The sequence below is a fragment of the Pseudomonas viridiflava genome (assembly GCF_001642795.1).
Classification (GTDB): domain Bacteria; phylum Pseudomonadota; class Gammaproteobacteria; order Pseudomonadales; family Pseudomonadaceae; genus Aquipseudomonas; species Aquipseudomonas viridiflava.
In genome coordinates this window covers 40,742-59,827 of sequence record NZ_LKEH01000025.1, presented here as the reverse complement: position 1 = coordinate 59,827, position 19,086 = coordinate 40,742, and the positions used below count along the sequence as shown (strand labels likewise).

At 60.5% G+C, this 19,086-nt stretch carries 17 protein-coding genes; 6 read left to right on the top strand and 11 right to left on the bottom strand.

Going from position 1 to position 19,086, the window contains the following annotated elements; genetic code table 11:
- Positions 1-232 precede the first annotated feature (232 nt).
- From yjiA to AO065_RS10970, 3 genes are all read right to left on the bottom strand, one after another.
- A complete protein-coding gene (gene yjiA, locus AO065_RS10980) occupies positions 233-1,210 on the bottom strand; it encodes a GTPase (protein WP_004884024.1) in 978 nt (325 codons plus the stop codon).
- Between the two features lie 96 nt (positions 1,211-1,306).
- Positions 1,307-1,504: a YbdD/YjiX family protein gene (locus AO065_RS10975; RefSeq protein WP_004884022.1), complete on the bottom strand. Its 198-nt coding sequence runs from the start codon at positions 1,502-1,504 to the stop codon at positions 1,307-1,309.
- 27 nt (positions 1,505-1,531) lie between these two features.
- Complete coding sequence (locus tag AO065_RS10970; RefSeq protein ID WP_004884019.1) at positions 1,532-3,607, bottom strand: carbon starvation CstA family protein; 2,076 nt, start codon at positions 3,605-3,607, stop codon at positions 1,532-1,534.
- 284 nt (positions 3,608-3,891) lie between these two features.
- Here AO065_RS10970 and AO065_RS10965 point away from each other — a divergent pair, with 284 nt between their 5' ends.
- The gene (locus AO065_RS10965) at positions 3,892-4,260 is read left to right on the top strand and encodes a PilZ domain-containing protein (protein ID WP_004884018.1); all 369 of its coding nucleotides are present in this window, start codon (positions 3,892-3,894) and stop codon (positions 4,258-4,260) included.
- A gap of 6 nt (positions 4,261-4,266) precedes the next feature.
- Here AO065_RS10965 and radA read toward each other — a convergent pair whose 3' ends face one another.
- Positions 4,267-5,634, bottom strand: a complete 1,368-nt coding sequence (radA, locus tag AO065_RS10960) for a DNA repair protein RadA (protein ID WP_004884016.1) — start codon at positions 5,632-5,634, stop codon at positions 4,267-4,269.
- 192 nt (positions 5,635-5,826) lie between these two features.
- On the opposite strand from radA, the gene mscL reads away from it, so the two are divergent.
- Positions 5,827-6,273, top strand: coding sequence for a large-conductance mechanosensitive channel protein MscL (mscL, locus tag AO065_RS10955; protein WP_004884015.1), 447 nt, complete (start codon positions 5,827-5,829; stop codon positions 6,271-6,273).
- A 462-nt stretch (positions 6,274-6,735) separates the two neighbouring features.
- On the opposite strand, the gene AO065_RS10950 is transcribed toward mscL, so the two are convergent.
- On the bottom strand, positions 6,736-7,512 hold the full coding sequence (locus tag AO065_RS10950) for a ferredoxin--NADP reductase (protein WP_004884010.1): 777 nt from the start codon (positions 7,510-7,512) through the stop codon (positions 6,736-6,738).
- 341 nt (positions 7,513-7,853) lie between these two features.
- Here AO065_RS10950 and AO065_RS10945 point away from each other — a divergent pair, with 341 nt between their 5' ends.
- Together AO065_RS10945 and AO065_RS10940 are read left to right on the top strand one after the other, a co-directional pair.
- The gene (locus AO065_RS10945; RefSeq protein ID WP_004884008.1) at positions 7,854-8,087 is read left to right on the top strand and encodes a helix-turn-helix domain-containing protein; all 234 of its coding nucleotides are present in this window, start codon (positions 7,854-7,856) and stop codon (positions 8,085-8,087) included.
- A gap of 131 nt (positions 8,088-8,218) precedes the next feature.
- On the top strand, positions 8,219-9,343 hold the full coding sequence (locus AO065_RS10940) for a methyltransferase (RefSeq protein ID WP_004884007.1): 1,125 nt from the start codon (positions 8,219-8,221) through the stop codon (positions 9,341-9,343).
- Between the two features lie 95 nt (positions 9,344-9,438).
- On the opposite strand, the gene AO065_RS10935 is transcribed toward AO065_RS10940, so the two are convergent.
- From AO065_RS10935 to AO065_RS10910, 6 genes are all read right to left on the bottom strand, one after another.
- Complete coding sequence (locus AO065_RS10935) at positions 9,439-9,606, bottom strand: DUF2474 domain-containing protein (RefSeq protein ID WP_004884005.1); 168 nt, start codon at positions 9,604-9,606, stop codon at positions 9,439-9,441.
- Positions 9,607-9,627: 21 nt separating this feature from the next.
- Positions 9,628-10,635 carry a cytochrome d ubiquinol oxidase subunit II gene (cydB, locus tag AO065_RS10930; RefSeq protein WP_004884003.1) on the bottom strand — a complete coding sequence of 336 codons (1,008 nt, stop codon included), beginning with the start codon at positions 10,633-10,635 and terminating at the stop codon, positions 9,628-9,630.
- Positions 10,636-10,638: 3 nt separating this feature from the next.
- Positions 10,639-12,078 carry a cytochrome ubiquinol oxidase subunit I gene (locus AO065_RS10925; RefSeq protein WP_004884000.1) on the bottom strand — a complete coding sequence of 480 codons (1,440 nt, stop codon included), beginning with the start codon at positions 12,076-12,078 and terminating at the stop codon, positions 10,639-10,641.
- Between the two features lie 431 nt (positions 12,079-12,509).
- Positions 12,510-14,711 carry a xanthine dehydrogenase family protein molybdopterin-binding subunit gene (locus tag AO065_RS10920; protein ID WP_004883998.1) on the bottom strand — a complete coding sequence of 734 codons (2,202 nt, stop codon included), beginning with the start codon at positions 14,709-14,711 and terminating at the stop codon, positions 12,510-12,512.
- Positions 14,708-15,697 (bottom strand): FAD binding domain-containing protein, encoded by a 990-nt coding sequence (locus tag AO065_RS10915; protein ID WP_004883997.1) that lies wholly within the window; start codon positions 15,695-15,697, stop codon positions 14,708-14,710. The genes AO065_RS10920 and AO065_RS10915 overlap by 4 nt, the downstream gene beginning before the upstream one ends.
- Complete coding sequence (locus AO065_RS10910; protein ID WP_032651601.1) at positions 15,694-16,230, bottom strand: (2Fe-2S)-binding protein; 537 nt, start codon at positions 16,228-16,230, stop codon at positions 15,694-15,696. Before AO065_RS10910 ends, AO065_RS10915 begins: the two co-directional genes overlap by 4 nt.
- Before the next feature lie 275 nt (positions 16,231-16,505).
- Here AO065_RS10910 and AO065_RS10905 point away from each other — a divergent pair, with 275 nt between their 5' ends.
- Positions 16,506-17,801, top strand: coding sequence for an NCS2 family permease (locus tag AO065_RS10905; RefSeq protein ID WP_004883993.1), 1,296 nt, complete (start codon positions 16,506-16,508; stop codon positions 17,799-17,801).
- The gene (gene trmA / locus AO065_RS10900; RefSeq protein WP_004883990.1) at positions 17,798-18,883 is read left to right on the top strand and encodes a tRNA (uridine(54)-C5)-methyltransferase TrmA; all 1,086 of its coding nucleotides are present in this window, start codon (positions 17,798-17,800) and stop codon (positions 18,881-18,883) included. Before AO065_RS10905 ends, trmA begins: the two co-directional genes overlap by 4 nt.
- The last annotated feature ends 203 nt before the right edge of the window (positions 18,884-19,086 follow it).

Here is a 19,086-nt window from a genome sequence, read left to right as displayed (position 1 = left end):
AGCCAGAACGCGCCCGTAAAAGGCCCCCACGCCATGGCGTTGATCGGTTTCATTCACCAAACGATGGCCGCCTGCTGTGCACTGATCGCCAGCTTACTGCCGAAGGGCGATCCCGCACCTTTCACACTGGCATGCATTGCGCTTTCAGCAATGGCTTTGACGGTGTACTGGCTGAGTGAGCGCAGGAGCCGATCTTGAGAGAGACTCAAGACCGGCTGAGCCTAAAAGTACCTCAGCTCACCATCGCCTCGAACCCGGCCCGAATCTTCTCCTCCGGCAATTCGTCAGCGATGAACACGATGACGCTTTCGCGCGGCTCGCCTTCGGCCCATTCGGTATCCCAGTCGAAGCCGTAGAGCTTGAGCACGCCCTGAAACACCATGCGCCTGTCTTCGCCCGCAATGTTGAGCACGCCCTTGTAGCGCAGCAGTTGTTTACCGTGGTCTTCCAGCAGCGCGTTCATGAACTCGCTGAGGCGGTCCAGATCCAGCGGTTTGTCGCTGCGCAGCACAAGGCTGGTGATGCGGTCACCGGAGTTGCCGACCGGCGCCAGCGGACGCAGGACCATGCCGCCGCCCAGATCGGCGTTGAGGTTGAAGCCACGCACGTCGAGCAGTTCAGCCAGGTCGATCTTGCCATGCTCGACGATACGGATCGGCGCACGGCGGTTGATGCGGGTCAGGCGCGCGCTGAGTGCGTCAAACGCTGCGTCGTCCACCAGATCACGCTTGCTCACTAGCAGGCGGTCGGCAAAACCGATCTGTGCCTGGGCGATGGTCTGGGTCAGGTGGGTATCGGCATGAGCCGCATCAACGAGGGTGATGATGCCGTCGAGGATGTAGCGCTCGCGCAGTTCTTCATCGATGAAGAAAGTCTGGGCAACCGGTGCGGGATCGGCCAGGCCGGTGCACTCGATCACCAGCCGGTCGAAGGCGATTTCGCCACTGTCCAGCCGTTCGAGCAGCAGGTACAGCGCTTTGGTCAGGTCGGTGTGAATGGTGCAGCAGACGCAGCCGTTGGACAGGGTCATGACTTGCACAGGATCGGTGCCCAGCAACTGGCTGTCGATGCCGGCATCGCTGAACTCGTTCTCGATCACTGCGATTTTCAGGCCGTGTTCGGCCTTGAGCAGGTGGCGCAGCAGCGTGGTCTTGCCTGCGCCCAGAAAGCCGGTCAGTACGGTAACGGGGATAGGTTGCAACTCGCTCATAAGGCTCCAGACAGGTGCAAATCGGGCTGAAATGAAAACGCGCCACAGGTAGCAGCCTGTGGCGCGTCGGGTCACACGATAACGCAGATCAAAGGATCAGCAGCACTTCGGACCGCCCTTGCCGCCGTAACGCGCCTCTTGCCGCTCCCGAAAGAACTGCTCGTAGGTCATCATCGGCTTGTCCGGGTGTGTGGTCTGCATGTGCTCGACATAGGTGTCGTAGTCCGGCATGCCCACCATCAGACGCGCGGCCTGACCGAGGTATTTCCCGAGGCGACTCAGGTCATTGAACATGGGCAAATCCTCTGTGGTTGACCATCATCACACCTGCGACGCTGGCGGCATGGCCTGGAACGGAGATTCCTTGTCGGTGCGCTCCTTCTTGCCCCAGGCGGCAATGCCGACTTTCAGGGCGTAGAACAGGATGCTGAACACCACGAACAGAAACAGGATGGTCAGGCCCGCGTTGGTGTATGCGTTGAAGATTACGTGCTGCATCTGGTCCATGGTCTTGGCCGGGGCCAGAATCTGACCGGCGTCCGCCGCTGCGCTGTACTTCTTGGCCAGCGCCAGGAAGCCCACTGCAGGGTTGGAGTCGAACAGTTTGATCAGGCCAGCCGTCACGGTGCAGATCAACAGCCACGTGGCAGGCAGCATGGTGACCCAGACATAGCGCTGACGCTTCATCTTGATCAGCACAACGCTTGCGAGCATCAGCGCGATACCGGCCAGCATCTGGTTGGAGATACCGAACAACGGCCACAGGGTGTTAATGCCACCCAGCGGATCGATCACGCCCTGATACAGCAGATACCCCCACAGCGCCACGCAGCCACCGGTGCCGATGGCGTTGGCGGTCCAGGACTCGGTGCGTTTCAGCGCCGGAACGAAGCTGCCCAGCAAGTCCTGCAGCATGAAACGACCGGCACGTGTACCGGCGTCTACCGCTGTCAGGATGAACAGCGCTTCGAACAGGATCGCAAAGTGGTACCAGAACGCCATGGTGTTTTCACCCGGCAGCACCTGGTGCAGGATCTGCGCGATACCGACCGCAAGCGTCGGCGCACCACCGGCACGGGCCAGCACGGTGTTTTCGCCGATATCCTTGGCCACCGCCGTCAGTTGCTCAGGCGTAATGGTGAAGCCCCAACTGGTAACGGTCTGTGCGACTGTCACCACGTCGCTGCCAACCACAGCCGCAGGGCTGTTCATCGCGAAGTACACGCCCGGCTCGATCACCGAAGCGGCAACCATCGCCATGATGGCTACGAAGGACTCCATCAGCATGCCGCCGTAACCGATGTAACGGGCGTTCTTCTCGTTATCCAGCAGCTTGGGTGTGGTACCCGAGGAAATCAGCGCGTGGAAACCGGACACCGCACCGCAGGCGATGGTGATGAACAGGAACGGGAACAGCGCGCCTTTCCAGACCGGGCCAGTGCCGTTGGTGAACTGGGTCAGGGCCGGCATTTTCAGCTCGGGCGCAAGAATCAGGATACCGATCGCCAGGGCCAGGATGGTGCCGATTTTCAGGAAGGTCGACAGGTAGTCACGCGGGGCCAGCAGCAGCCAGACCGGCAGCATGGCTGCCACAAAACCGTAGCCCACCAGCATCCAGGTGATCTGCACGCCGGTGAAGGTGAACGCCGGACCCCAGGTCGGATCGGCTGCAACCAGGCCGCCGATCCAGATCGAGGCCAGCAGCAGAATCACACCGACGATGGAAATCTCACCAATGCGGCCCGGACGGATGTAGCGCATGTAGACGCCCATGAACATCGCAATCGGGATGGTCGCTATGACGGTGAACATTCCCCAAGGGCTCTCGGCCAGGGCCTTGACCACAATCAGCGCCAGCACCGCGAGGATGATGATCATGATCAGGAAGCAGCCGAACAAGGCGATGGTGCCGGGAATACGGCCCATTTCCTCACGGACCATGTCGCCCAGCGAGCGACCGTTACGGCGTGTGGAGAGGAACAGGATCATGAAGTCCTGCACCGCACCGGCGAGCACCACACCGGCAATCAGCCACAGCGTACCGGGCAGATACCCCATCTGCGCCGCCAGCACCGGACCGACCAGCGGGCCTGCGCCTGCGATGGCCGCAAAGTGGTGACCGAAAAGAATGTGTTTGTTGGTCGGCACATAGTCCAGGCCGTCGTTGTTGACCACCGCAGGCGTTGCACGCAGCGGGTCGAGTTGCATGACATGATTGGCGATGAAAAGACTGTAGTAACGATAAGCAACCAGATAGATGGCAACCGCTGCAACCACTATCCACAAGGCGTTGATCGCCTCTCCGCGGCGCAAGGCCACGACCCCCAGAGCACATGCTCCAACAATTGCGACGATGAGCCAGGGAACATGGCGCATCAGACTATTATTATTTTTCATTTTTTTTATTCCAGCAGAGTTGACTAGAAGGCAAGCAGTCCGAGTTTAGCGCCGTCACAGCGAAAGGCCACCCCCCACGATGGTCTAGACCGGAATTTGATCAATTAAGGCAGATACCCGGCATGGAGCGGCGCAGGCGGGCTTGTTGGCAGGTCGGAAAGAAATCTGGGGGCACCATCTGTCCGGCAACCTCTTTCAGGTCTATCGTGCATGAACAGCCTTGATAAAACAGTCCGAAGCCTTGCCCCCGGCCCACGGAATACCGCAACAAGAGAGCCCTCTCGATGACCGACTCACATGCAGATCGCCGACGCTTCAAACGCATTGCCTTCGATGCGAAGACCGACCTGACGCAAGGCGACAAAAGCTGGAAAGTGCAGTTGGTCGACCTGTCGCTCAAAGGTTTGCTCATCGAACGGCCCGAGCCCTGGACGGGCGACCCTGCCCAGGACTTTCTGGTGGATATCCACCTGAGCCCGGACGTTTACGTAAAAATGGATGTGCACCTGACCCACGACAACAATCGGCAACTGGGCTTCGTCTGTCGGCACATCGGCCTGCAGTCGATCAGCCACTTGAAACGGCTGATCGAACTGAACCTTGGCGATGAGGAAGAACTGGATCGTGAACTGGCAGCCCTGATCGAAATCTAGTGCCTGTTATTCGAATAGCGCGTCCAGTGCCTGCTCCAGACGGGTCACGGCAATGATCTGAAAGCCTGGAGGGGCCTCTTTAGGCGCGTTGGCCTTGGGCACGATGGCTCGTTTGAAGCCGTGTTTGAACGCTTCCTTGAGACGCTCCTGCCCGCTGGGCACAGGCCTGACCTCACCTGACAGCCCTACTTCGCCGAAGACCAGCAGGTCATGGGGCAGCGGTCGGTTGCGCAGGCTGGACATGACCGCCGCCATCAAGGCCAGGTCGGACGCGGTTTCCAGCACTTTCACGCCGCCGACCACGTTGAGAAACACGTCCTGATCGTGAGTCGGAATCCCGCCATGCCGGTGCAGAACCGCCAGCAACATCGCCAGCCGATTCTGGTCCAGACCCAGCGTCACGCGACGCGGGTTGGACATATGGCTGTCGTCCACCAGCGCCTGGACTTCGACCAGCATCGGCCGGGTGCCTTCCCATGTGGCCATGACCACACTGCCCGGCACTTCTTCCTGCGCACGAGTGAGGAAGATCGCCGACGGGTTGGAGACCTCTTTCAGGCCCTTGTCGGTCATGCCGAAAACGCCCAGTTCGTTCACAGCGCCAAAGCGATTCTTCACGGCCCGCAACAAACGCAGGCGTCCATCGGACTCACCTTCGAAATACAGCACGGTATCAACCATGTGTTCCAATACGCGCGGCCCGGCCAGCGCGCCTTCCTTGGTCACGTGGCCGACCAGAAAGATCGCCGTGCCGCTCTGCTTGGCGTAGCGCACCAGCAACGCAGCGCTTTCGCGCACCTGCGCCACTCCGCCGGGAGCCGATTGCAGTTGCTCGGTGAAAATGGTCTGGATGGAGTCGATCACCATCACCTTCGGCTGCTCGACACGCGCCGTGGCGATGATGGACTCGATGCAGGTCTCGGTCATCACTCGCAGCTTGTCCTGCGGCAGCCCAAGACGGCGGGCACGCATGGCGACCTGCTGCTGGGATTCTTCGCCGGTTACGTACAGCGCGGGCATGCGTTGGGCGATGTTGCACAGGGTCTGCAGCAGAATCGTGGACTTGCCGATGCCGGGGTCGCCGCCGATCAACACCACGGAGCCGTCTACCAGACCGCCGCCCAGCACGCGGTCCAGCTCGGCGGAGTTGGTGGAGAAACGCGGGATCTCCTCGACACTGACCTCGGCCAGCGTCTTGATCTGCGCCTGCGCGCCGGTCCAGCTGGCACGACCACTCAGGGGAGCGGCGGCACCACTTTCAATCATGGTTTCGACAAGCGTGTTCCAGGCGCCGCAATCGCTGCACTGGCCCGCCCATTTGGGAAACGTCGCGCCGCACTCGGTGCAGCCGTACAAGCGTTTGGCCTTGGCCATGACAACCCCAGTCGTAAAAGCGCACATGATAACGCAGGTTGCCGCATCAATTGGGCGGTCAGCGACCCATAGCGTTCACAACGGAATAAAACTTCCAAGGCTCGGTCCGGTCGATTGAACGTGCATCGGGCAGTACCTGCGTGAGTGGATTACACTCATTCGGGTCAATTTATCTGTAACAAGGAATTACTCATGAGCGTACTAAGCGAGTTCAAGGCATTCGCGGTCAAAGGTAACGTGGTCGATATGGCCGTCGGTATCATCATTGGCGCGGCATTCGGCAAAATCGTTTCGTCGTTCGTTGGCGATGTGATCATGCCGCCACTGGGCCTGTTGATCGGTGGCGTGGACTTCAGCGACCTGGCCGTCACCCTGCGGGCTGCCGACGGGGCTACCCCGGCCGTGCTGCTGGCCTACGGCAAGTTCATTCAGACGGTCATTGACTTCATCATCGTTGCATTCGCCATCTTCATGGGTGTGAAGGCCATCAACCGCCTGAAGCGTGAAGAAGCCAAGGCCCCTACCCTGCCGCCAACGCCGAGCAAGGAAGAAGTCCTGCTGGGCGAGATTCGCGACCTGCTCAAGGAGCAGAACAAGCCCGCGACGCCGATTACCGTAGACCCAGCCCGTCCGTTGTGAGCGTGACTCGTCTGCAATCAACGGCAAACCGAGTGCATCGTTCTCACGCTCCTGCGCTCAGCGTTCGACACAAGTCCTGCTGCAACCAAAGAGTGTGGGCATGATCGGCGTGCTTGAGATCACACTGATCGTTCCCACGCTCTGCGTGGGAATGCCGCCCAGGACGCTCCGCGTCCGCTCTTGAATGTGGCGCAGATGCTGGACCAAGCTTNCGTTATCCACGTCATGCGCTCGGCTCACTGAATCCTCAGTCTGTGCCATTTGTGACGCGGAGCGTCACGGGAGGCATGCCCACGCGGAGCGGTGGGCACGATCAGTGTTGAGGTGGACGTGTGTGTAACGATGAGTGCTCCAGCGTGGTAACGCCTCTCAGGACGCTTCACGTCCGGGCACGATCGGTATCGGGGCAGCCTTGTGTATAACGACGAGCGACCTGCGCGGTGTAGATGAATCGGGCCTTGCTTACCAGTACGTCTCCACCGCCACCTGCCCCGGTTTGCGGGACAGGCTAAGGCGCATGTCGCGCTGTTTGAGCACGGCGCGGGTGTCGTCGATCATCTGCGGGTTGCCGCACAGCATGACCCGAGAATGCTCAGGGGTCATGGGGATGCCTGCCGCACGCTCCAGCTCGCCATTTTCAATCAGTTGCGTGATCCTGCCGTTCAAGGCCCCCGGGTGCTGCTCGCGGGTGACGACAGGCAGAAACAGGAATTTATCGGCGTATTCGGCCAGGTACTCACGCTGCATCAATTCGCCTATCAACTGCTGATAAGCCAGCTCCTTCGACTCGCGCACGCTGTACACCAGAATCACACGCTCGAATTTCTCCCACACCTCGAAGTCCTGCAGGATCGACAGAAACGGTGCGACGCCAGTGCCTGTGGATAACAGCCACAGATCGCGACCATCGACGAAACGGTCCAGGGTCAGGTAGCCGAAGGCCTGCTTCTCGACCATCAGGCTGTCACCTTCGCGCAGGCGGCTCAGTTCGCTGGTGAACTCGCCGTCAGGCACGACGATGGAAAAGAACTCCAGAAACTCGTCATGGGGCGAAGACACCATCGAATAGGCTCGCCACACGGTGGTGCCGTCTGCCTTGGTCACGCCCAGGCGCGCGAACTGCCCCGCGGTGAAGCGAAAACCGGGATCGCGCGTGGTGCGCAGGGTAAACAGGTTGGGGGTCAACGGTGTGACACGCTGAAGCGTCTGCCGGGTGAACTTGTCTTCGCTGACGGTCATGGTGTGCCTCGGGCTCCCGAATGTGAACGTTGACGCTAAGTGTCCCGCAAAGTACGTCGGATAAACACCGGCGGTTTGTAGTGGCTTGTACCTGGTGACGCCTGAAACGTTTAGAGCATTTGGTTCTTGCCTGCCCGGCCATGTTGCCGGACCCCGACTAAACAGCATGAAGCAAACCGCGCTACGACGGCTGTTCCAGCCGGGATACTCCTTTTTGAATACATAAAAGCCATCAGCCCATCCGTCTGGATACCTTCCAGCCTGCAAAATTCCCGGTGCATTTTTCCTAGACTGGATAAAAGCACAGCGATATCTCGCCATCAAAGGGTATGGAGGCGATCATGAAGAACATGGAAATCAACTCGACGGATCCATCGAATCCCAAGGGGCTGACCGAACGGGAGATAGAAGTCCTCAAGTGGTCCGCCAAAGGCAAAACCGCAGGTGATATAGCCCTGATTCTATGCCTGAAGGAGCGCACCATTCATTTTCACGTGGCCAGCGCAGTCCAGAAGCTGGGGGTGTGTAACAAGACCGCCGCCGTGGTTCAGGCAGCCTTGAGCGGCATGTTCTGAAAAAGCAGGCGAGCGGCACTAAATGGGCACGTGTCAAAGCGCAAAAAGTACGTAAAATCACCGCTCTCAGCGAGCCCGTCAGTGGACGGGCTTACGTGACATACGCACGCCTGCACAGAGTTTTCCTGCCAATGCCCTTGCTCATCAGCCCTTTCGCTCAGCTTGATCTTATTCGCCAGCCCGAACAGCAAGATGAGCCGCTTCAGGCATTCGATGCCGCTGACGAGTACCTGCTCAACCACGTGGCGGAAATCGGGCTGACCCTGCAAAGCCGGGTCCTGGTCCTTAATGACAGCTTTGGCGCTCTGGCGGCCAGCCTTGCCGCTCACGCGACTGTGGTCAGCAGCACCGACTCCTTTCTCGCCGCCCAGGGCCTTGAGAAGAACCTGACCCGTAACGGTATGGCCTACGACAGCGTGCCGCTGATTCCTGCCAGCGAGCCGTTGACCGGCCTTTTCGACTGGGTACTGATCCGGGTGCCCAAGACATTGGCGCTGCTCGAAGAGCAACTCATCCGTCTGCAAGGCCAACTGGCACCCGGCGCACGCGTGATAGCGGCGGCGATGATCAAGCACCTGCCGCGCTCGGCCGGTGACTTGCTTGAAGAATACGTAGGGCCGGTGCAGGCCTCGCTCGCGGTCAAGAAAGCCCGCCTGCTGTTCGCCACCCCAGAGATCAGGGAAATCCGGACGTCGCCCTACCCCACGCGCTACAGGCTCGACGAGCCAGCCATCGAACTGCTCAACCATGCCAACGTGTTTTGTCGGGAAGGTCTGGATATCGGTACGCGCGCATTCCTGCCTTATCTGCCGAAGAACCTCGGTTCGGCGCGCGTTGCCGATCTGGGTTGCGGCAACGGCGTGCTGGCGATTGCCAGTGCACTGGAGAACCCGCAGGCGCATTACACGCTGGTCGACGAGTCATACATGGCCGTGCAGTCCGCTGCCGAAAACTGGCAGGCCAGTCTGGGCGACCGGGAGGTGGTTATCCGGGCGGCCGACGGGCTGGCGGGACAGGAACCGGACTCGCTGGATGTGGTGCTGTGCAACCCGCCCTTCCACCAGCAACAGGTGGTCGGCGACTTTCTGGCCTGGCGCATGTTCCAGCAGGCCCGCGCCGCACTTGTCACGGGCGGCGCACTGTACATCGTCGGCAATCGCCATCTGGGCTATCACACCAAGCTGTCCCGGCTGTTTCGGGGCGTCGAGCAGGTCGCGGCAACGCCCAAGTTCGTGATTCTGAAAGCACGCAAGTAACGCCCCACTTTTTCGCAGCCAAAAAAAACCCTCCGAAACCGGAGGGTTTGTAAAACGTGTCCGTGGACACGGTGTGGGAATGCTTTCAGTGACGATCAGTGCGTCGTCAGGCCCGCAGCGCTCATGAACATCCGCATCAGGCTGGCGACGATAAACAGCGCAGTCACACTGCCCGCCCAGATGCCGACCAGCCAGGCCAGTCGTTGCCAGAGCGGCTTGCTCAGCGCCGGATCCGGGTCGTGCATGGAGTTCTTGCCAGACATGATCAATCTCCTCTGTTCGGACTAGTGATAACCGTCTTCAGCAGTGACTTTGCCGCGGAACACGTAGTAGCTCCAGAAGGTGTATCCGAGGATGAACGGGATGATGAACAGCGTGCCGACCAGCATGAAACCCTGGCTTTGCGGTGGCGCGGCAGCTTCCCAGATCGAAACGGACGGCGGAATGATGTTCGGCCACAGACTGATGCCCAACCCGCTGTAGCCCAGGAAGATCAGCAGCAGGGTCAGCAGGAACGGCGTGTAATGCGCGTTGCGGGCCACGGCCTTGAACAGTCCGTACATGGTCACCAGTACCAGAATCGGCACGGGCATGAACCAGAACAGGTTCGGCATGCTGAACCAGCGATGCGCAATGTCGGCGTGGGCCAGTGGTGTCCACAGGCTGATCACGCCCATCACGACCAGCACAGCCACTGCCAGAGGACGCGCCAGATCATGCATCGCTTTCTGCAACGGCCCCTCGGTCTTCATGATCAGCCAGGTGCAACCCAGCAGCGCGTAGGCCACGATCAGCGCCAGACCGCAGAACATCGGGAACGGCGCCAGCCAATCGAGTGAGCCGCCTGCGAACTGACGATTCGCTACCGGAATGCCCTCGATGAACGCGCCCAGTGCCACGCCCTGGAAGAACGTCGCGGCCAGAGAACCGCCGATGAAGGCTTTGTCCCACAGGTGACGCTTCTCGTCGGTCGCCTTGAAGCGGAACTCGAATGCCACGCCGCGGAAAATCAGGCCCATCAGCATGAAGATCAGTGGCAGGTACAGCGCTGACAGCACCACCGAATAAGCCAGCGGGAACGCGCCGAACAACGCGGCGCCTCCCAGTACCAGCCAGGTTTCGTTACCGTCCCAGACCGGCGCGACGGTATTCATCATCACGTCGCGGTCGGAACTGTCTTTCATGAACGGGAAGAGAATCCCGATACCCAGGTCGAAGCCGTCCATCACGACGTACATCATGATGCCGAAGATGATGATGACGGCCCAGATCAGCGGAAGATCGATACCCATGGCTTAATTCCCCTTGCCGAGCGCGTCAACGTTGTCGCCATCTTCAGCGCCTTCAACGGCGGCGGAGAGCGGACGGGCCGGTGTACGTTTCTGACCGGGACCACCTTGTGGTACATGCTCGACGTACGCTTTGGGGCCTTTGCGCACCAGACGCATCATGTAGCCCAGACCAGCGCCGAACAGTACAAAGTAGACCACCACGAACAGCACCAGAGTGATGCTCATCTGCGCGAAGCTGTGGTTGGACGAAGCATCGGCGGTGCGCATCAGGCCGTAGACGACCCACGGCTGGCGGCCAATTTCGGTGGTGAACCAGCCTGCGAGGATAGCTACCAGACCGGACGGCCCCATCCACAAGGCCAGGTACAGGAACGGACGCGACTGATAGAGCGTGCCCCGCTTGCGCAGCCACAGGCTCCACAGACCGGTCAGGATCATCAGCATGCCCAGCGCAACCATGACCCGGAACGACCAGAACACGATGGTCGAATTCGGCCGGTCTTCAGGTTTGAATTCCTTCAGCGCCGGGACCTGCTTGTCCAGGCTGTGGGTCAGGATGAGGCTGCCAAGGTACGGAATTTCCACTGCGTACTTGGTGCGCTCTTCCTTCATGTCGGGAATGCCGAACAGGATCAGCGGGGTCGGTTCGTCACCGATGTTTTCCCAGTGACCTTCAATGGCGGCAATCTTGGCTGGCTGATGCTTGAGCGTATTCAGACCGTGGAAGTCGCCCACGACGGCCTGGATCGGTGCAACGATCAGCGCCATCCACATCGCCATCGAGAGCATCTTGCGCACCGCTGGCGTGTCGCGACCGCGCAGCAGGTGCCAGGCAGCCGACGAGCCGACGAAGAACGCCGTCGCGACGAAAGCGGCAATCGCCATGTGCGTCAAGCGATAGGGGAATGAAGGGTTGAAGACCACCGCAAACCAGTCGGTCGGAATCACGCGACCGTCGATGATTTCGAAGCCCTGCGGGGTCTGCATCCAGCTGTTGGACGACAGAATCCAGAACGTGGAAATCAGGGTGCCGATGGCGACCATCACGGTGGAGAAAAAGTGCAGTTTGCGCCCGACGCGGTTCCAGCCGAACAGCATCACACCGAGGAAGCCGGCCTCAAGGAAGAACGCGGTCAACACTTCGTACGTCAGCAACGGCCCTGTGACCGCGCCTGCGAAGTCCGAGAAGCGGCTCCAGTTGGTGCCGAACTGATAGGACATGACCAGACCGGAAACCACCCCCATGCCGAAGTTGACGGCAAAGATCTTGGACCAGAAGTGGTAAAGGTCTCGATACACATCTTCGCGGGTCTTCAGCCACAGGCCTTCGAGCACAGCCAGGTAACTTGCCAGACCGATGGTGATGGCAGGAAACAGGATGTGAAACGAAATCGTGAATGCGAACTGAATTCGGGCGAGATCGATAGCCTCTAAACCGAACATAAGTGTTCCTCTCTCAGGTGAAACCGGCTGTTGGCAGCAAACCAACAGTGACTGCCCCCACGTTTATGGAGTGCTTATCTTTCTATTTGTTCTGATGACGTACGCAGGGATTGGCGGGTTGGCTCACATCAGCGGTCATTGCGCAATGACACGGGTCAACCGACAGGTAAAGAGTAGTCCCATTCAGCCACTTGAGCCGTGTGGTCTTTTGTCGCGTGGCGGGATGACTCACCTGGCAGGAATGACGCTTCTCTCAAACGAACCGGCCAGCCCGTGACGCTCCGCGTCACCTCAACAGCGGACGCGGAGCGTCCCGAGAGGCGTTACCACGCAGAGCTTGGGAACGATCACAGGCCTTGAACACACCGATCGCTTGCTCCGCGTCACCTCAACAGTGCACGCGGAGCATCCCGAGAGGAGTTCCTGATGGGTTACAACAGCTTGTCCAGCGTGATCGGGAACTCGCGGATGCGTTTGCCGGTGGCGTGGTAGATAGCATTGGCGATCGCTGCGGGAACACCCACGATGCCGATTTCGCCCACGCCCTTGGAACCCAGCGCATTGACGATTTCGTCGTGTTCCTCAACGAACAGCACGTCAATGTCGCCAATGTCCGCATTCACCGGAATATGGTATTCGGCCAGGCTGTGGTTCATCGGCCGTCCCAGACCGTGATCGACCATGGCCTCTTCCTGCAAGGCCATGCCCATGCCCCAGACCACGCCACCGAGGATCTGACTGCGTGCCATCTTGGGATTGACCACACGGCCCGCCGCAATGGCGCTGACCACACGATTGACCTTGATAGTGCCTAGGTCCTCGTCCACCAGCACTTCGACAAACACCGCCGAATGCGTGGCCGCTGCATAAGCTTCACGCTTCTTGTCCGGTTCGGCGTCAACCTGAACTTCGATCACACCGCTCGCCTGAGCAGCCGCCAGTTCAGCGATCGACACTGTCTGATCGCCCAGATGCAGGCTGCCCGACTCAAAGCGCACCTGATCCGGCGTGGTCGAGGCGTGTTGCGGGTACAGGCCCTTTGCGACTTCAAGCAACTGACGCTGCATGGCCTGACACGCCTGCTGGACCGCTGTGCCGACTGACGACACGGTGAACGAGCCGCCTTGCAGCGGCGCAGTTGGCAGTGAAGAGTCGCCCAGCAGGAAGGTAACGTCTTCCACCGCCAGCCCCAGGGTTTCAGCCGCAATCTGGGTCATGACCGTGTAAGTGCCGGTGCCGATGTCGGTGGTTGCGCTGCTGACCACCAGTTTGCCGTCCGAGCCGAGACGCGCCTTGGCGCTGGCTTTCATCTGCATCGCTTCCCACACACCACCGGCCATGCCCCAGCCCACCAGTTGGCGACCTTGGCGCATGCTGCGGGGTTCAGGGTTGCGACGCTCCCAGCCAAAGCGCTCGGCGCCCTGTGCATAACATTCACGCAGCTCTTTGCTGGAATACGGCTTGTCCTCGTTGCCATTGCGCTCTGCGAAATTGGTCAGACGCAGGCGTACAGGATCAATGGCCAGCGCACACGCCAGTTCATCCATCGCGCACTCCAGGCCGATCAGGCCCAACGCGGCACCCGGCGCACGCATGTCCAAGGGCGTGTAAACGTCCAGCGGCACCAGCTTGTAGGTCAACTGCACGTTGTCGCATTGATAGAGCATGCCGCTCCATTCCACGACGTGCTCGGTGAAGTCCTCGAAGCGTGACGTCTGGCCGATGGCTTCGTGACCGACGGCGAGCAAACGCCCGTTGGCAGCAGCGCCAAGGCGCAGGCGTTGCACGGTGCGTGGACGATAGCCAAAGGTGAACATCTGTTGACGCGTCAGCGTCACTCGCACCGAACGCTTGAGGTGCAAGGCCGCCATCACCGCCAGAGGCAGTTGATACTGCGGACGCAGACCGGAGCCGAAGGCACCGCCGACAAACGCGGCCAGCACGCGAATCTTGTCTTTCTCCAGGCCGAAGACCTTGTGCAGGTAATCCTGACAGTTCTGCGTGCCTTGGGTCTTGTCGTGGATCTGCAGACTGCCGTCGGCCTGATACAGAACCGTGGACGCATGCGGCTCCATCGGGTTGTGGTATTCGTTCGGCGTGTTGTAGGTCACGTCGACACTCAGCGCCGAGCTGGCCAGCTCGCCCTCGAAGTTGCCACGCGGCTTGGGCAGGCTGGACGACACGTCGTGAGCCTGCTCCAGGTCGGCCTGCAGGTCAGTCTGGTGTGCCTGCTGCTCGTATTCGATGCGAATCAGCGAGCCTGCGTGCCGGGCCATTTCCAGCGACTCGGCCACGACCAGCGCCAGCGGCTGGCCGCTGTACAGCACATTGTCGTTATAAAGAGGCCGAAACGGGGAACCGTCTGCAGAGTCCGCGTCCTCGTAGTTCTCGTCATAGCTGGCCAGCGAAGGACGGTTGGTGTGGTCCAGAATCGCAACCACGCCCGGCACCTTCAAGGCGTCGGAGGTATCGATGTTCAGCACACGGCCATTGGCGATGGTGCTGGAAACGACGCTGCCGAACAGCAGTCCGTCTTCCGGGTATTCACCGGCGTAACGTGCGCCGCCGGTGACTTTCAGTTTGCCGTCGACTCGGTCCACGGGCTTGCCCATCGGGGAGAAGGGAACATTCATTGGGCAGTACCTCCCAGTGCCGCGTCGCTCAGGGCGCGGATGATCGCCCGGCGCGCCAGCTTGACCTTGAACGCGTTGTGCTCGAGCGGCTGCGCGTCAGCCAGCATGGCGTCTGCGGCAGCAGCAAAAGACTCGCGGGTGGCGGGTTTGCCGATCAGCAAACGCTCGATCTGCTTGTCGCGCCACGGTTTGTGGGCCACACCGCCAAGCGCCAGACGTGCATCGCTCACCACATCGCCATCCAGCTCCAGCGCCGCTGCGACCGACACCAGCGCAAACGCATAGGACGCACGATCACGGACCTTCAGGTAGGTGCTGTGACCCGTGAAGCGCGGAGCGGGCAGCTCGATGGCGGTAATCAGCTCATCATCGGCCAACTGGTTGTCACGCTGCGGCGCATCGCCCGGCAGACGATGGAAATCCGCGAACTCGATGGTGCGGCGACCGGCACGGCCTTCTACATGCACCACCGCTTCCAGCGCAGCCATGGCCACGCACATGTCGGACGGATGCGTCGCGACGCAGTCATCGCTGGCGCCAAAAATTGCGTGAATACGATTGATGCCGTCTTTTGCAGGGCAGCCACTGCCAGGCTCGCGCTTGTTGCACGGCACGCCGGTGTCGTAAAAGTAATAGCAGCGCGTGCGCTGCAACAGATTGCCACCGGTGCTGGCCATGTTGCGCAGTTGCGGCGATGCACCGGCCAGCAGCGCCTGGCTCAACAGCGGATACCGCTGTTCGACCAGAGGGTGCCAGGCAAGATCGGCATTGCTGACCAGCGCGCCGATCATCAAGCCGCCCGAAGCGGTTTCAGTGACGTCCTTGAGCGGCAGATCGTTGATGTCGATCAGGTGCTCGGGACGGGCGACGTTCTCTTTCATCAGGTCGAGCAGGTTGGTACCACCCGCGATGAAGCGTGTGGCCGGGCCGCTCAGGTCGATGGCGGCGCGGATATCGGCCGGCTTGCTGTAGGTGAACGGATTCATGCGCTCACCTTCTGCTCTTGAGTCTGGGTCGCGTCATGAAACTGCGGCAAGGCTTCTTCCACGGCGGCGAGAATGTTGCTGTAAGCGCCGCAACGGCACAGGTTACCGCTCATCAGTTCCTGAATTTCGGCGCGAGTGCTGGCGCGTCCCTCATTGGCAAGGCCTACGGCCGAGCAGATCTGCCCCGGCGTGCAGTAGCCGCACTGGAAAGCATCGTGCTTGATGAATGCCTGCTGCATCGGATGCAACGTGTCGCCATCCGCCAGGCCTTCGATAGTGGTCAGTTCGGCGCCATCGCACATGATCGCAAGCGTCAGGCAGGCATTGATCCGCTTGCCGTCGCGCAGTACGGTGCAGGCACCGCATTGACCGTGGTCGCAGCCTTTCTTGGTGCCGACCAGGTCGAGTCCGTCGCGCAACAGGTCAAGCAAGGTGGTCCAGGGCTGTACATCGAGTTGACGCAGTTGCCCATTGAGGGTCAGCGAGATCGCATGACCTGCGACATCCTTGGGAATCGGGTTCGTAGCATTCATGGAAACCTCACGGTAGGTACTCATTCAGCGCATTTTTATGCGTCTTAGGGGGTACGACTTCGCATGATTTGCAACGTTCAGGGTTTCTCGGCAGCGATAGACAGGCGTGCAGATCATCCAAAAGCCGTCATCCACGCGCACCCATCGTGTTTGGCTGCTGGTATGATGCGCGGCTTTTTCCGACCCGCATCATTTCGCGAGCTGCCCGGGCAGCCTGTGCTTTGCTGTTGGAGTTGAATCATTCACGACGCAGGCCGCGTCACGGGGAGCCAGACATGCTGGAAAGGCTGTTTCAACTCAAGGCACATAACACCAACGTGAGGACTGAAATCCTCGCGGGCGTCACGACGTTCCTGGCGATGGCTTACATCCTGTTCGTCAACCCGAGCATCCTCGGCGCAACCGGCATGGACAAGGGCGCTGTGTTCGTTGCGACCTGTCTGGCCGCCGCCATCGGCTCGGCCGTGATGGGCCTGATCGCCAACTACCCGATTGCCCTGGCACCGGGCATGGGCCTGAACGCCTTCTTCACCTACACCGTGGTCCTGCACATGGGCCATACCTGGCAGGTGGCACTGGGTGCGGTCTTCCTGTCGGCAGTGATGTTCTTTCTGTTGTCGATCTTCCGCATCCGCGAATGGATCATCAACAGCATCCCCTTGCCCCTGCGCTCGGCCATTGCGGCCGGTATCGGCCTGTTTCTGGCGCTGATTGCCCTGCAGAACGCCGGTATCGTGGCCAGCCACCCGGTCACCATGCTCACCATGGGCGATCTCAAGCAGCCCGCACCGATTCTGGCGACGCTGGGCTTCTTTCTGATCGTTGCATTGGACAAGCTCAAGGTCAAAGGCGCAGTGCTGATCGGCATTCTGGCGGTCACCATTGCTTCGATTGCGCTGGGCTTCAGTGAGTTTGGCGGAGTCGTATCGATGCCGCCATCGCTGGCGCCGACCTTTATGCAACTGGACATCATGGGCGCACTGGACGTCGGTCTGGTCAGCATCATCTTCGCCTTCCTGTTCGTGGACATCTTCGACAACTCCGGCACCCTGATCGGCGTGGCCAAGCGCGCCGGACTGATGGGCAAGGACGGTCACATGCCGAAAATGGGCCGCGCACTGATCGCTGACAGTACGGCGGCAATGGCCGGTTCGTTGCTCGGCACCTCGACCACCACCAGCTACATCGAATCCGCGGCCGGTGTGAGCGCCGGCGGCCGTACCGGCCTGACGGCCATTGTGGTGGCCGTGCTGTTCCTGCTGGCGTTGTTCTTCGCGCCACTGGCCAGCAGCGTACCGATCTATGCGACCGCACCTGCCCTGCTGTTCGTTGCGGTGCTGATGGCCTCGGGCATGGCCGAAATCGATTGGGACGACATCACCGTCGCCGCACCTGTGGTGATTACGACGCTGGCGATGCCCTTCACCTATTCCATCGCCAATGGCATCGCCTTTGGTTTCATTTCCTGGACGGCGATCAAACTGCTGTCGGGTCGCGGGCGCGAGCTGAATGCCGCGCTGGTGATTCTGTCGATCCTGTTCGTGATCAAGCTGGGCTGGTTCAACGCATGAGTGTTCCTTTCGATCCCGCGAGCTACGAAAGTCAGCTCGAAGAAAAGACCGTCCGCCTGCGCGAACTGCTGGCACCTTTCGACGCGCCTGAACCTCAGGTATTCGATTCGCCGCGCGAGCATTACCGCCTGCGCGCCGAGTTCCGCCTCTGGCGCGAAGACCAGAAGCGTTATTACGCGATGTTCGCGCCGGGCGACAACAGAACGCCGATCCTGCTCGACGGCCTGCCGATTGCCAGCGAGCGCATCAATGCGCTGATGCCGGTGCTGCGCGAGCGCTGGGAAGCCAGCCCGAATCTGAACCACAAGCTGTTCCAGGTGGACTTCCTGACCACCCTGGCGGGCGATGCGATGATCACCCTGTGTTATCACCGCCCGCTGGACGAGGTCTGGCAGGCTGAAGCCGAGCAACTGGCAGCCGACCTGAACGTGAGCCTGATTGGTCGCTCCAAGGGTCAGCGTCTGGTCATCGGGCATGACTACGTGACCGAGAAGCTCGACGTTGCCGGTCGCACCTTCAGTTATCGCCAGCCGGAAGGCGCGTTCACCCAGCCTAACGGTACTGTGAACCAGAAGATGCTCGACTGGGCGTATGACGCGCTGGGCGAGCGCAGTGACGATCTGCTGGAGCTGTATTGCGGCAACGGCAACTTCACCCTGCCGCTGGCCACTCGGGTGCGCAAGGTACTGGCGACCGAAATCAGCAAGACCTCGGTCAATGCTGCGCTGAGCAACCTGGAAGACAACGCGGTCGACAACGTCACGCTGGTGCGCCTGTCGGCCGAAGAACTGACCCAGGCATTGAACGAGGTGCGTCCGTTCCGCCGTCTGCAGGGCGTGGACCTCAAGAGCTACGAGTTCGGCAGCGTGTTCGTCGATCCGCCGCGCGCCGGCATGGACGCAGACACCTGCGAGCTGACCCGCCGCTTCGAGCGCATCCTGTACATCTCCTGCAACCCGGAAACCCTGGCCGCCAACATCGCCCAGTTGCACGACACCCACCGGGTCGAGCGCTGTGCATTGTTTGATCAGTTTCCGTATACCCACCACATGGAATCGGGTGTGTTGCTGGTCAGGCGCTGACACTCCGCGTCGCCCCAACAGCGGACGCGGAGCGTCCCGAGAGGCGTTACCACGCAGGAGCGTGGGAACGAGCGGTGATATCAAGTACGCCGATCGTGCCCATGCTCCGCGCTCGGCGTTATACACAAGTCCTCATGGAGGAATACGATGATGATCGTTCCTACGCTCTGCGCTCATCGTTATACACAAGTCCGCAAGACGCC